Genomic DNA, 15,051 nt, shown 5'->3' with positions numbered 1-15,051 from the left:
TAGTTGATTGAACGGTGACACATTACCATGTTCAAGTCGGCAGTGTGTGCATAAGCCATGCTTTCAACTGTAGAGTTACCTGAGAAACTTGAGATCAGTGTGATTCCAGCTTCTTCGAACAAGCGCTCGATTTCGAATGCATCACCACCAATGTTATATTCACCCAGTAAGTTAACCTGGAATTTACCAATACGCTCCTGATCAACAGTTCCAAGAACGTGCTTGAAGATTTGGTTGTTAGCGATGTGGTGACCAGCAGACTGAGATACACCACGGTAACCTTCACAACTGAAACCAAATACGTTGATTCCAAGTTCAGCTTTCATTTCACGAGATACAGCGTGAACGTCGTCACCGATCAAACCTACCGGACAGGTAGAGAAGATTGCAATTGCTTTTGGTGAGAACATTTCGTAAGCTTCGCGAATCGCTTCTTTCAATTTCACTTCTCCACCGAATACGATGTTTTCATCTTGCATGTCAGTTGAGAAAGAATAAGGGATGAAGTTACCTTCGTCTACTGCAGGTGCACTCTGGTTACGACGAGTTAACCATGCATAGAAACTACATCCGATAGGACCGTGTACAATTTGAAGAATATCTCTTGTTGGTCCCAATACTACCCCGCGACATCCAGCGTAAGTACAACCACGCTGAGTAATGATGCCAGGAACAGTACGTACGTTTGCCTGAATCTCTTGATCCTTTTCCGGATCGTTAATAACCATCGCCTTGTCGCGTTTTTTAGCGACTTTACGAGGATATTTCGCCAGAATTTCTTCTTTCAGTTGAGATGGATCCGGCAAACCGTTTGTATAATCTTTTTTCTTTACCATAACTTTTCAATTTTATCAAAGGATTGTTGTACCTGTTTCACCAGTGCGAACCCGAACTGCATCACCTAATGACATCACGAAGATTTTTCCGTCTCCGGCAGAGGGTGTCTGGTTCACTTCAATAATCGTATCAATTGTTAATTGAACGTTTTCGTCAGAGACTGCGATGTTTAAAACACGCTGTGGTCTGAGTCTAGGTTCTTTCCCGAGAAGGGCCAATGCTTCAGGTTGGTCATTTTTTGCACCTTCCATTACTTTGGCATCCCAAAGGCCTTTTCCGCGTCCGAAAACTTTTCCTGTTGCAGTCATTGAAGTAATTCCTGCATCAGAGAGAGCCTTTTTTGTCTCGTTCATTTTATCAATCCGGATGATTGCCATTATCATTTTCATAGTCTTGGAATTTTAAAGGGTTATAACTCTTTTGATCCGCGACTAATAGTGTATGCTTCTTCAACCGGTTGCACGAAGATCTTTCCGTCTCCAAAGGCACCTTTAGGCTGTGTTACCGCTGTATCCAGGATAGTTTTGATAACATAGTCTTTATCCTCGTCGTTACATACAATGACTAACATTTCTTTTGGAAGTTCATCGTAAGTAATATCTCCGATTTTAATACCTCTTTGTTTTCCGCGACCAACAACCGGAATTTTTGTTACTGCAGGGAAGCCAGCTTCAAAAAGGGCTGTCAATACTTTACTCGATTTTTCGGGACGGATGATTGCTCTGATCATTAACATGTTCGTGTTCTCCTATTTTTGTTAGTTAGTTAGTTGACAAAAGGGTGGTTTTTTAGAACCAGAGGATTAGTTAGCGATACCGAAATCGATCAACAATTTCTCTAATTCTTCAATTTCCAACGGGTTAGGAATAATGAACATTTCGTTTGCATCAATTTTAGCAGCCAATGTTGCATATTCTGCAGCTTGTGGGTGTTCTGGTGCAAATTCGATCACAGTTTTACGGTTGATCTCAGCTTGCTGAACCATGTTATCACGTGGTACGAAGTGAATCATTTGAGTTCCTAATTTATCAGCCAACTGCTCGATCATTTCTTGCTCGTTATCTACTTTACGAGAGTTACAGATCAATCCTCCAAGACGTACAGTACCGGCTTGAGCATATTTCTTAATACCTTTACAGATGTTGTTTGCTGCATACATCGCCATCATCTCACCTGAAACTACAATGTAGATTTCTTCGGCTTTACCATCGCGAATAGGCATTGCGAAACCACCACATACAACGTCACCTAATACATCATAGAATGTATAGTCAGTTTCGTATTTTGCATCCCAAGCACCTAATTGCTCCAACAAGTTGATTGAAGTAATGATACCACGACCAGCACAACCTACACCTGGTTCCGGACCACCTGATTCAACACAACGTACATCTCCGTAACCTCTTTTGATTACATCATCGATTTCAACATCTTCACCTTCTTCACGCAATGTGTCCAAAACTGTTTTTTGTGCCAAGCCACCTAATAAAAGACGGGTTGAATCAGCCTTAGGGTCACAACCCACAACCAATACGTTTTTACCCATTTTTACTAAACCTGCAACTGTGTTTTGTGTTGTGGTAGATTTACCGATACCACCTTTTCCATAAATAGCTATCTTTCTCATCTTTTTGAATTTTGAGGGTTCAACATTTTATACTTTGCTTCCCCTTATATCCAAACGAGTGCCAACATGCCAAAGAACATACTCACGCAACACCAAAACCATACTTAAAGCATTGTTTTTCTGCTTATTATGCGATTTTATTTTTTTTGGCACGCTTTGGCACAGCTCTCAAAATCCTACATTTATGTAAGAACATGCTTATTCACACACATTCTATGTTGTAGAGCATAATTCCTTATTTTATTGGGCTTTCAGAGGTATCTTCAAAATCGGAGGTTACAAAATTGTCGGAAAGAGAAAATTCAACTTTTCGATCACCGTGCCACAATACAGATTTTCAAGCAGGCATTTTTCCATTTTTTGGCACGAAACAACATCAAATAGCAAATAAAGTATGATTTCAACCTTGATTTTTTACCTATCGCTTGCACTAGGCATCTCATTTCTATGTTCTATCCTTGAATCGGTTATTTTGAGTGTTAGTCTCCCATTCATATATTTAAAGGAGCAGAAAGGTTTCAAAGGAGCTAAGCTTCTAAAAAGGATCAAACTCAACATCGATCGTCCATTAGCTGCCATACTTAGTTTAAACACCGTAGCTCATACTATCGGGGCAGCAGGAGTTGGCTCAGAAGCCACAAAATTGTTTGGGGAGGTCTATTTCGGAATAATCAGTGCTATTCTTACCTTATTAATACTAATCTTCTCCGAGATCATCCCGAAAACAATCGGGGCCTTATATTGGCGCAGACTTTCACTACCGGCTGCTCGGGTTATTCAGGCTTGCATTATTATTACTTATCCGCTGGTCCTACTCTCCGAGTTTTTAACCAGGTTATTTTCCCGCGGAAAAATTTCTGGAACAGTTAGCCGGGAAGAAGTCGCCATGCTTGCTTCCCTTGGAGGTCAAGAAGGTGTTTTCAACAAGCTGGAAAGCAAGACCATTGTAAACCTGATCCAATTAAAAAATATTAAGGCGAAGGATATTATGACGCCGCGAACAGTTTTAGTAGCTGCCCAAGAAAACCTTTTGGCCAGCGAATTCTATCAAATTCCAGGCAACCTGCAGTTTTCGCGAATCCCAATTTATTCAGATAGTCTGGATCAGATCACGGGTTATATATATAAACAAGATATACTGGAGCATTTATTAGATGAAAACAAGGATATACCACTTATTGACAAGAAACGTCCGATTGTAGTTTGCTACGAGAACTTAAGTATTCCGGTGGTTTTCGAGAAGCTATTAATAAAGAAAGAACACATTGCACTTGTTATTAATGAATATGGAGGTACTGAAGGCATCGTTACGATGGAAGACATCATCGAAACAATTCTGGGCTTGGAGATCATCGACGAGCGAGATATCCAACCCGATATGCAACAACTTGCCAGAGATCGCTGGCAAAAACGCCAAAACAACAACAATTTAAAGAAATAGCTGTTCCGTTTAAGGATAACAACTACCCGCCAAGCAATTACACGCAGGTAAAAACAACTATTTAGCACCCACACGTCTTAAATTAATGTTAACCACACAAATTTAGTTGACTTTTGCAACTAAATTCGATTATCTTTGCAGCCACAAGCAATACAGAAGTTATGGAAACAGAAAAACCACTCTTGTATTTACTCGGTCAAACGATGAATCTTGCCAAGCTAAAACTGTTGACAAGATTTAAAGAGAACGGGCTGGAGTTAAGCATGGAACAATTTATCATGCTGCATTTCATTAACGAAAAAGAAGACCTAACCCAACAAGATTTTGCCAATCAGTTTTCCAAGGACAAATCTCTTATAATGAGACAAATTAACGTACTCATCGATTTAAGATACGTGGCTCGAATGCAAGACAAAGCAGACAAAAGAAAGAAGAACCTGATACTCACAAAAAAAGGATACGACGTTTTAGAGTTCGCTAAAAAAATATCAGATCAGGTATCCGTTGAACTGTTAAATGGAGTAGCCCCCGAAGAGCTACTACACTTTGAAAACGTTATAAGCAAGATTCAGGAAAATACCGGTCAAATGGACCATCCATCAAATTGTTGACAAATGCAACTACATATTTATAGAAAAACAAATCCATTACATATCATGAAAGCAATTATTCGAATGAAACAACTCTGTATTGTCGCTGTGTTTTTAGCGATGTACTCATGCTCAAACTCCAATGGAGGCAAGACCGGAATGGCTGGACAAGTAAGGGAATACAAGGTCCTTGACTTACAGCCACAAGAAACAACTCTTTACAAGGACTACCCTACAACCTTGCAAGGTGTTCAAACTGTGGAAATTCGCCCGCGCGTTGCCGGCTATATCGATGAAATTCTGGTTGACGAAGGAGATCATGTAAAAAAGGGACAAATCTTATTCAAGCTGAATGCCAGCGACCTTCAGGCTCAGGTACGCTCTGCTGAAGCACAAGTAAAAGTAGCCGAGGCACAGGTTTCAACAGCAAAAATCAATGTTGAAAAAACAGAACCACTGGTCGAGAAAAATATTATCAGTGAATTTGAACTCGAATCTGTTAAAACAGCCGAAGCATCAGCTGAAGCACAATTAGCTGCGGCCAAAGCAAATCTGGCTAATGCCAAAGCAAACTTAGGCTATACGATTATAACAAGTCCAACGAACGGTATTATCGGGAACTTCCCATACCGTGTTGGTAGTTTGGTAAGCAGCAGTATTACACAGCCATTGACTACAGTCTCGAATACCGAAAACATGTATGCCTATTTTGCGATGAACGAAACTGCATTCTTAGGTTTAATAAAAGAGCTGCCCGGAGCAAACACCAAACAAAAGCTGGAAAAACTGCCTGAAGTGGAATTGATTTTACCGGACAATTCAACCTATGCAAACAAAGGGAAAGTAGAAACAGCAAGCGGTATCGTAGATCCATCGACGGGAGCAATCAACATCCGTGCAGCATTTCCGAATCCGGAAGGAATCTTACGTTCAGGGAGTAGCGGTTCAATTCGCATTCCACAGCATTACAACAATGCTATAATTATCCCGCAAAAAGCGACAATAGAAATTCAGAACAAGACCTTTGTCTACACGGTTAATGCAGAAAACAAGGTAGTCAATACACCTATCGATGTTTTGGCAGGCAACCTGAAAGATTCATACATTGTTACAAACGGCTTGAAAACCGGAGATAAAATTGTGGTTGAAGGCATTACCAGCTTGCGAAATGGAACGGAAATTAAACCGAACATAACAACGCAACAGGCAACTGATAACAACAGCTCCAAACAGTAATTTTTAATTCAGAAGGAACATGTTTAGAAAATTTATTGAAAGACCGGTCCTCTCAACGGTCGTTTCTATCATATTAGTAATCCTTGGGGTGTTAGGGATCGTTTCCCTCCCCATCGAACAATACCCGGATATCGCGCCGCCAACGATTCAAGTATCTGCAAACTATACCGGAGCAGATGCTTCCACCGTAATGAACAGCGTCGTTATTCCGCTGGAAGAACAGATCAACGGCGTTGAGAATATGATCTATATGACTTCATCTGCCAGTAATACCGGTGCTGCGACCATTCAGGTTTACTTCAAGCAAGGAACTGATCCCGACATGGCAGCTGTTAACGTACAAAACCGCGTTGCCCAGGCAAATGCTCTTCTTCCGTCCGAAGTAACCAGAGCAGGAGTAACAACAGCCAAACGCCAGAATAACATGCTTTTGGTGTTCTCGGTCTACAGCCCAAACGGGGAGTACGATGAGACTTTCTTACAAAACTATGCAAAAATCAACCTGCTCCCCCAAATTCAACGTGTAACCGGAGTTGGTGAGGCCAGGGTGTTCGGAGCCAAAGATTATTCGATGCGTATTTGGTTGCGACCCGATGTCATGGCAAGCTACAACCTGATGCCCTCAGACATTACCTCTGCCATTGCAGCACAAAACCTGGAAGCAGCGCCGGGACGTTTGGGGCAACAAAACGATCAAACTTACGAGTACGTTCTTCGCTACAAAGGAAAGCTAAAGGAGCCCAGCGAATTTGAAAATATCATTATAAAAGCCGACGCCGACGGGAATATTTTAAGACTAAAAGATGTTGCCCGAATTGAGATGGGTGCCCTAAACTACTCCTTGACAACGGCTACAATGAACAAACCAGGTGTGGCCATGGCAATCTTCCAGGCTGCAGGATCAAATGCCCGCGATGTTATTATCCAATGTCAAAAGGTAATTAATGAAGCTTCTAAAAGTTTCCCTCCGGGGGTTGACTACAAAATTTTGATGAACACTAACGACTTCCTGGATAGCTCAATTAATAAAGTATTGCACACATTGCTCGAAGCCTTCATCCTGGTGTTTATTGTTGTGTTTATCTTCCTGCAGGATTTCCGAGCCACTTTGATTCCGGCCATTGCCGTTCCGGTATCTATTATAGGTACATTCTTCTTCCTGAACCTGTTTGGATTCACCATCAACCTGCTAACACTGTTTGCATTAGTACTGGCCATTGGTATTGTCGTCGACGACGCCATCGTCGTCGTTGAAGCGGTTCACGCCAAGTTGGACCAGGGAGCCAAGGATGCGCGATCAGCGTCAATATCTGCGATGAGTGAAATCTCAACAGCAATTATCTCGATTACACTTGTAATGGCCGCCGTATTTATTCCGGTAACCTTTATTACCGGTACAACAGGGGTTTTTTATCGCCAGTTTGGTATTACACTAACAGTGGCAATTATCCTTTCGGCCATTAATGCTTTAACCTTAAGTCCGGCCTTATGTGCCCTGTTTTTAAAACCACATAACGAGGAAGAGAGCCACAAAAAAGGATTATCAAAACGATTCTACACGGCCTTTAATACGGCGTTTGAGACGATGACAAAAAAATACCAAAAGACCACAAGTTTCTTTGTGAAGAGAAAATGGCTATCTGCTGGTATGATTGCCATTTTCATTGCCATTCTGGTATTTTTGATGAAAACCACACCTACCGGGTTCGTACCGAATGAAGACACCGGTCGTGTATTTATTGACATTTCAATGCCTCCGGCAACCTCTTCCGAAAAAACAGTTGAAGTTGCACGCCAGGTTGACGAGATTCTGGCAAAGGTTCCTGAAATAGACGGTCGTACGATGGTGGCTGGTTTTTCATTCATTGGTGGTCAGGGTAGTTCTTACGCGATGATTATTGCAAGTTTGAAACCATTCGACGAACGAACAGGGAAAGGGCAGGATCAAAACAGCATCGTTGGTAAGCTATATGGAATGACTGCGGGCATAAAAGATGCCCGCGTTATCATTTTCTCACCTCCTATGGTACCTGGATTTAGTGTAACCGGCGGGTTTGAGCTGAAACTGGAAGATAAAACCGGTGGTGACATCAAGAATTTTGAACAGATTGCTGGATCTTTCCTGGGAGCACTCAATCAGCGTCCTGAGATTCAATACGCTCAAACTTCGTTCAACACCGGCTATCCGCAATATATGGTTGACGTGAATACGGCAAGATGTATGCAATCCGGCATCCAGGTAAGTACAGTACTTTCAACCTTACAAGGTTACATTGGTGGTTATTACGCTTCCGATTTCAACCGCTTTGGTAAGCAATACCGGGTTATGCTACAGTCGGAAGCCTCATACCGTGGAAATCCCGACGACCTGAACAACATCAAAGTAAGAACATCAAGTGGAGAGATGGCTCCAATCACCGAATTCATCAAACTGAGTCGGGTTTACGGCCCTGAAAACATCACCCGTTTTAACATGTACACCTCGATCAACGTAACCGGTAGTCCAAACGCAGGCTACAGTTCCGGGGATGCCATTAAAGCCATTCAAGAAGTAGCAGCACAAACATTGCCTACCGGATATGCTTATGAATTTTCGGGGATTACACGCGAGGAGATTGCAGCAGGAGACCAAACCATTGTGATTTTCGCTTTGAGTTTGATCTTTGTCTTCTTCTTCTTAGCTGCGCAATACGAAAGTTACATTCTTCCGTTCTCAATCATTGTACCGCTGCCAATTGGTATCGCAGGCTCTTTCATATTTGCAAAACTATTAGGTGTTGAAAACAACATCTACCTGCAGATCTCACTAATCATGTTGATTGGACTGTTAGCGAAAAATGCGATTCTGATTGTTGAATTTGCACTTCAACGCCGACAAGGAGGAATGAGTATCGTTCAATCAGCCATTGCTGGTGCAACAGCCCGTCTTCGCCCGATCCTGATGACATCCTTCGCATTCATTGTTGGATTGTTACCATTGATCATTGGTGGTGGTGTAGGAGCTAACGGTAACCGCTCCATCGGTACCGGTGCTGTTGGAGGTATGTTAATTGGTACAATGATTGGTATTTTGGTGATCCCTGCCATGTATGTGGTTTTCCAAACATTGCAGGAGAAGGTCAAAAAAACTGAAGTTAAAGAGATATCTGACATGAATAGTCTGGACTAATCCTCCGGTAAATTGGAAAGAAATATGAAAACAAATTCATTCAAAAATATTGCTTTCGTTCTGCTAGTTTCTGCTACGCTGCTTTCATGCAGCAGTAGCAGACATTTCGAGCGAAGTTCAATCAAAACTGAAGGTTTGTATGGAACCGTTCAAACCGACAGTACCAACCTGGCTAACGAAGCTTGGGAAAACCTGTTTAATGATCCGATCCTGGATAGCTTAATTGCAGAAGGTTTGAGGAACAACCTCGATTTGCAGGCAGCCGTACAGCGGGTTAAAGCCTCAGAAGCTTATTTCAAACAAAGCCGACAGGCTTTATTACCCGGCATTTCGGCACAGGCAGGATACACTTTTGTACGTAACTCAGAATCAACTTACCCCGACGGTCCGCGTCGATACGACGCCTCTCAGATTGCCTTACAGGCTAGCTGGGAAATTGACTTCTGGGGCAAGTTGAACAGTGCAAAAAAAGCCGCTTATGCAGATTTACTCGGCACAGATGCAGGTCGTAAAGCAGTAGAAACAAGTCTAATTGCCAATATCGCAACGGCTTATTACAACCTGCTCGCCTTAGATCAACAATTGGTGATCACAAAGGAAACTGTGCAAACCAATGCTGATTTGGTTGAAACCATGAAAGTGCTGAAGGATCACGGAAGCGTAACTGGTGCAGCCGTTGTCCAAAGTGAAGCTGCTCGTTATGCCGCTGAAGTAACCCTTCCGGACTTAGAGCAACAAATAAAAGCAACAGAAAATACCCTTTGTGTGCTACTAGGTCGTATGCCGGGGACAATTGTACGTGGTAAGTTGGAAGATCAAAAAGTTCAGAGCAAGCTTACTGTTGGTGTTCCTTCGGAATTACTGGATAACCGCCCGGATGTCATGCAGGCCGAATATGCAGTAATCAGCGCTTACGAAACCACAAATAGTGCTAAAGCTTACTTTTACCCATCGGTTACACTAACAGCTTCAGGAGGCCCTGAAGCGCTGAACTTTAGCGACTTGTTGGACCCGGGGTCATTAGCTGCCAATCTGGTAGGAGGTTTGACTTCTCCTTTGTTTAACAAAAGGGCAAACAGAACACGACTCGAAGTAGCTAAAGCCCAACGGGAACAAGCTCTGGCATCATTTAAAAGTACGCTTTTATATGCCGGACAGGAAGTTACAGATGCTTTAAACACCTACCAGGCTGCCGAACGCAAAATTGATTTAAGAAAAAAACAATTAAGTGCTTTGGAAAAATCGGTTGATTACACCAAAGAACTGCTGACATACGGATCGGCAACTTATACAGAAGTGCTGAATGCACAGCAAAGTTACCTCGGAGCTCAATTGAGCAATGTTAGCGATCACCTGCAACAACTAACTTCGGTAGTAATGCTCTACCGTGCACTTGGTGGTGGCTGGAAATAAAAACAGACAAGAAAGGAAAACAAACATTTATAGAGAAGGCATTACCGCATTGGAGTAATGCCTTCTTCTTTTTATTGTTTAGCCTCGGCTTCCTGCGCATCAACTACCGCTATGGCAACCAGGTTGACAATCTCCCGAACTGAACTTGCCATCTGCAATACATGAATAGGTTTTCGCATGCCCAGCAGAATCGGCCCCATAGCTTTTGCTGCGCCTAATTCCTGCAATACTTTATACAAAATATTTCCGGAGCTCAGGTTTGGGAAAATCAAAACATTGGCATCCATATCTCCTAACTTCGTGAACGGAAATTTACGCTGACGCAAAGCACCATTCAACGCATAATTGGCTTGCATCTCTCCGTCAACAATCAAATCCGGATAATCACGATGCAAGATCTTAACAGCCTCACCAGCCCGAACCGGACTTCCTTTTCCCTTAAAAGCACCAAAGTTGGAATAGCTTAACACCGCAATTCGCGGTTCTATTTTAAATCGCCGAACTTCATTAGCCACTAAAATTGTTGTGTCAGCAATCGTCTGTGGTTCAGGATCTGAATTTACTGTCGTGTCAGCCAAGAACAACGGCCCTTTAGAAGTCAACATGACATACATACCTGCAATGTGGTTGAATTCCGGCTTTGTACCAATCACATGAATAGCCGGACGAATAGTATCGGCATATTTTCTTGAAAAACCGGATATGAAAGCATCTGCTTCGCCGGTTTCTACCATCATACAACCGAAATAGTCGTGATTATACATTCGCTCCAAAGCTTCGTCATAGCTCATTCCTTTGCGTTTCCTTTTTTCAAACAAAATTCGGGCAAACTCGGCTCTTTTCTCGTCTGTCACATCCCGGAAAATATCAATAACCGGCACAGCTTCCAAATCCAGTTTGTTTTCTGATTTTATCCGTTCAATTTCCTCATGGTTGCCCAACAAAATGGGATGAGCAATCCCCTGATCGATTACAAAACGAGCAGCCTTCAGCATCTTCGTATTATTGGCATCAGCAAACACCACTTTCTTCGGATTTTGTTTTGCCTTGTTGCAAATCGTCATAATCAACTTATTCTCGCCGCCGAGACGAGCCCCTAATTCCCGTTCATATTCGTCCCAATCCGTAATCGGTTTGCGGGCAACTCCGCTCTTCATTGCGGCTTTGGCCACGGCAGGCGCAACAGTTGTAATTAGTCGCGGATCTAATGGTTTGGGGATGATATAATCCCGACCAAAGACAATATTCTCCATATTGTAAGCCTTTGTTACCAATTCCGGCACATATTCTTTCGCCAAATCAGCCAATGCCTTTACTGCTGCAATTTTCATCTCCTCATTGATAACCCGGGCACGCACATCCAAGGCTCCCCGAAAAATAAAAGGAAAGCCCAACACATTATTAATCTGGTTTGGAAAATCACTGCGTCCGGTCGCCATAATAATATCACTGCGAGCACCGGTTGCTTCATCATACGAAATTTCGGGCGTTGGATTAGCCATTGCAAAGACGATCGGATTGGGGGCCATTGAACGCACCATATCGGCTGACACCAAATTCCCAACCGACAAACCCAGGAACAAATCTGCTCCGTCAAGCGCATCAGCCAGCGAGGAATAATTAACAACACAGGCAAACTGCTTTTTGGTCTCATTCAGGTCAGTTCGCTCTTTGGTGATGGCCCCTTTACTGTCGAACATCACCATATTCTCAGCCTTCACTCCCAACTGAAGATATAGTTTTGCACATGAGATAGCAGCAGCTCCTGCCCCGCTAATTACAACGCGGATGTTTTCGATTCTCTTTTCGGTAATCTCCAAAGCATTCAACAGAGCGGCTCCCGAAATAATAGCGGTGCCATGCTGATCATCGTGAAAAACAGGAATATCCAGATCAGCTTTCAGTTTTTCTTCAATATAAAAGCACTCAGGAGCTTTAATATCCTCCAGATTGATTCCCCCAAAGGTTGGAGAAATTGCTTTTACAACTTCAATCAACCGATCTGGATTTTTTTCATCAACCTCAATATCGAACACATCAATGTCGGCAAATATTTTAAAAAGCATTCCCTTACCTTCCATCACTGGTTTACCGGCCCCCGGACCAATATCGCCAAGTCCCAAAACAGCCGTTCCGTTAGACACAACGGCTACTAAATTTCCTTTTGATGTGTAATGATAAATTTCTTCCGGATTGTTTTGAATTTCGCGGCATGGCTGAGCCACCCCAGGAGTATATGCTAATGATAGGTCGTATTGTGTTTCGTGAGGTTTTGTCGGGACTACCTCGATCTTTCCGGGTCTCCCTTTCTCGTGATACCTTAAAGCATCGTTATAAACAGATTCTTTCATGGTAGTTAGTTTTTGGCTTCTATTCAAGTTACAACAAAAAGAGCATGAAAACCAGAACTTTGATCAGATAAATCTCGATCTACCCAACTGTCTATTGAATCAGATTTTTTGAAATATCGTTCACGCTAATGTGTTATAGCGGTGGTTTTAAAAGCATGGCACCCCCGCTCCCGTAATAACACAATACTTTGATTGAAAGAGTCAGTTAAAATATTCCCGACACTTCCCCGGCAAAAAGGACACGCATGAAAGTCGCCATTTGCATCAACATACAGATACCGGTTCCCTGCTCCGAAGCAGCCCAGCAGTCGCTGATGGAAACCATAAAACACAACAATCGGATAATTACAAAAATCCGTATCAGTATTCATTCTAAAGGCAAACTGACTTAACATCTCCAATTGATCCCTCTCCAGCTGAACATCGACATCCGCAAAACGACCAACCTGTCTCGGCTCCAGGATCCGAATAAAATGTGCCCCCAAACGATGCGCTAACTCTCCGTATTTGGTTAAATTTTCCTCTGTTACAAACTCCCGGGTTGCGCATAACGACAAGCTCACCATGATTCCGGCTTCCCGGCAATTGTGAACGGCCTTTGTTGCCCAATCAAAACTCGAAAGGTGGTTCCGAAATTGATTATGCTCTTCCTCGCGCCAGTGATCAAGACTAATATTTACCCCTTTCAATCCGGCTTTTCTCAACCTACCGGCTTTCTCTTCCGTTAACTTGAAACCGGAGGTCAAGAGCCAGTAATCAACCTCAGAAGAGGTCTCCTGAATCAATAAAATCAGATCCTCAAAACGGGCTAAAGGTTCACCTCCGCTTAACTGAATATGTCGGATTCCTTGTTGAATCATTTTTGTCCTTATCCACCGGAGCTGTTCAAGTGTAAGATGGTCTTTACTGTCGAGATTTTCCCAGTCGTAACAATGACGACATTGTAACGGACATCGGTTGGTAATCCCCCAGATAACTGTTTGCATTGGAATAAGCCCCGAAGATAATTGGGGTTTATCCGGTAAGGTTCGACGTAATTCTCCTTTCAGCAAATATTTGAAGTTTTCCGAGAATAAACCCGGATAATCAGCCACCCAATAATACTTACCTCCCGATTTTACAAATTTCGTGATTCGCGGTGTTCCATGTACCTTTGCACGTAATCGCCCAACCTTTCGCATCTTTCGCACTGCCTGAAAAGGATTCCGACTGATCCGAATTGCCGATAACAAAATCAGAAGCTTCAGACGATACCGAATCAAACCAGCTTTCAGCCCATATATGATTTTCGGCGAACTATGATCGAAATGTGTATTCATCCGTTTAGTTTTTTGCCACCGATTGTATATACTCATTTACAAACTGATTGAAACGGCCGGGCTGCCGGAAAGCAAGCAAATAATCGCGATCGGGTATGCCCGTAGGAGAGCGAAGAATTTGATACCACCCCTTGCTATGTAAGTATACAGTACGCTGATCCTGCTCCAGGGGAGGAAGCTCAAAAATAAGATCAGCATAATCACCAATTTCTTCCTGGTTATAATACTTCCGGTCGTCATTAAGCAAAACTGCCCGAATCTCTTTACCATCCTGATTTAATGCCGACTGCGCACGAATATGTTGACAGTTGAGAACTTCATCTTCCGAATAATCAATCCCAACATAATCTATTTCCCAAAAGAAGTTACCAGCTTCAAGCTTTATCCGCAGCGGGTCAGATTCTGTACCGTCCAACGGTATTTTCAACACATCCTCTTTCATCGCCATAGGACCAGCAACATTAAAATAATCAACATCCTGCCATTCTCCATTTCGCTCTACCGACACCATCAGTGGGATATTCTGGTCGAGAGACCATTGCATTAACTCTTCACGAGATTTCTGACGTTGTTTTTTCATCACCTTTCCATAGGCGTTTCCCATTAAATCCTGGAACTGTCCCATCATATAATCGAGCATAAACGAGTTTTTAGCCCGAACTACCAACTTCGCATACTCATTCGTGTGCTTGTTAGGAAACTCTAAAATTAGTCCATCCGTCAATGGCAAATCACCGTCAATTTCTGAGCTGAAATAGAAGAGACTATCCTTTGCTCCAACCAAATGATTTACCGCTTCGCCTCGAAATGTTAATGCCTTTTCTGCAGTTATCAACTCTCCAACCGTGTGATAAATGCCATATTTATCCACATAAACTTCTTTATCTGCCGAATGATCGAACAAGTACAACTCCATTAAATTGGTATGTTGAATCTCTTTAACTTCATTTGAAATTCTGAGTTCGTAAGCCAAGGGATTTTGTTCATTGGGCAATTTCAGATAATCGTTCCTCTCCAAAGCAGGCTGTACACTTCCACTGTAAATTTCCCCGGTTAAACTATAATGGT

At 42.6% G+C, this 15,051-nt stretch carries 12 protein-coding genes; 5 read left to right on the top strand and 7 right to left on the bottom strand.

All coding sequences use genetic code 11. From position 1 onward, the window contains the following. The 4 genes from AC37HE_RS03825 to nifH all read right to left on the bottom strand — a co-directional run. Positions 1–836, bottom strand: an 836-nt coding sequence (locus AC37HE_RS03825) for a nitrogenase component 1 (RefSeq protein WP_500781460.1), incomplete at its 3' end; no start/stop codon positions are given. A 15-nt stretch (positions 837–851) separates the two neighbouring features. Then, complete coding sequence (locus AC37HE_RS03820; RefSeq protein WP_500781459.1) at positions 852–1,226, bottom strand: P-II family nitrogen regulator; 375 nt, start codon at positions 1,224–1,226, stop codon at positions 852–854. Positions 1,227–1,246: 20 nt separating this feature from the next. Continuing rightward, positions 1,247–1,573, bottom strand: a complete 327-nt coding sequence (locus AC37HE_RS03815) for a P-II family nitrogen regulator (RefSeq protein ID WP_500781458.1) — start codon at positions 1,571–1,573, stop codon at positions 1,247–1,249. Positions 1,574–1,639: 66 nt separating this feature from the next. Further along, positions 1,640–2,464 carry a nitrogenase iron protein gene (gene nifH / locus AC37HE_RS03810; protein WP_500781457.1) on the bottom strand — a complete coding sequence of 275 codons (825 nt, stop codon included), beginning with the start codon at positions 2,462–2,464 and terminating at the stop codon, positions 1,640–1,642. A gap of 394 nt (positions 2,465–2,858) precedes the next feature. Between nifH and AC37HE_RS03805 the strand changes: the two genes are divergently transcribed. From AC37HE_RS03805 to AC37HE_RS03785, 5 genes are all read left to right on the top strand, one after another. Beyond that, positions 2,859–3,905: a CNNM domain-containing protein gene (locus AC37HE_RS03805; protein WP_500781456.1), complete on the top strand. Its 1,047-nt coding sequence runs from the start codon at positions 2,859–2,861 to the stop codon at positions 3,903–3,905. Between the two features lie 161 nt (positions 3,906–4,066). Beyond that, positions 4,067–4,516: a MarR family winged helix-turn-helix transcriptional regulator gene (locus AC37HE_RS03800; RefSeq protein ID WP_500781455.1), complete on the top strand. Its 450-nt coding sequence runs from the start codon at positions 4,067–4,069 to the stop codon at positions 4,514–4,516. Between the two features lie 45 nt (positions 4,517–4,561). Next, on the top strand, positions 4,562–5,731 hold the full coding sequence (locus AC37HE_RS03795) for an efflux RND transporter periplasmic adaptor subunit (RefSeq protein ID WP_500781454.1): 1,170 nt from the start codon (positions 4,562–4,564) through the stop codon (positions 5,729–5,731). Between the two features lie 19 nt (positions 5,732–5,750). Further along, positions 5,751–8,900: an efflux RND transporter permease subunit gene (locus AC37HE_RS03790; RefSeq protein ID WP_500781453.1), complete on the top strand. Its 3,150-nt coding sequence runs from the start codon at positions 5,751–5,753 to the stop codon at positions 8,898–8,900. Positions 8,901–8,924: 24 nt separating this feature from the next. Beyond that, a complete protein-coding gene (locus AC37HE_RS03785) occupies positions 8,925–10,313 on the top strand; it encodes an efflux transporter outer membrane subunit (RefSeq protein ID WP_500781452.1) in 1,389 nt (462 codons plus the stop codon). 71 nt (positions 10,314–10,384) lie between these two features. On the opposite strand, the gene AC37HE_RS03780 is transcribed toward AC37HE_RS03785, so the two are convergent. From AC37HE_RS03780 to AC37HE_RS03770, 3 genes are all read right to left on the bottom strand, one after another. Beyond that, positions 10,385–12,664 (bottom strand): NADP-dependent malic enzyme, encoded by a 2,280-nt coding sequence (locus tag AC37HE_RS03780; protein ID WP_500781451.1) that lies wholly within the window; start codon positions 12,662–12,664, stop codon positions 10,385–10,387. A 125-nt stretch (positions 12,665–12,789) separates the two neighbouring features. Then, a complete protein-coding gene (locus tag AC37HE_RS03775) occupies positions 12,790–13,983 on the bottom strand; it encodes a radical SAM/SPASM domain-containing protein (RefSeq protein WP_500781450.1) in 1,194 nt (397 codons plus the stop codon). A gap of 4 nt (positions 13,984–13,987) precedes the next feature. Further along, the coding region (locus AC37HE_RS03770) for a hypothetical protein (protein WP_500781449.1) at positions 13,988–15,051 on the bottom strand (1,064 nt) is incomplete at its 5' end.

This window comes from Mangrovibacterium sp., assembly GCF_059905295.1.
This window is presented reverse-complemented; position numbering and strand designations above follow the sequence as displayed.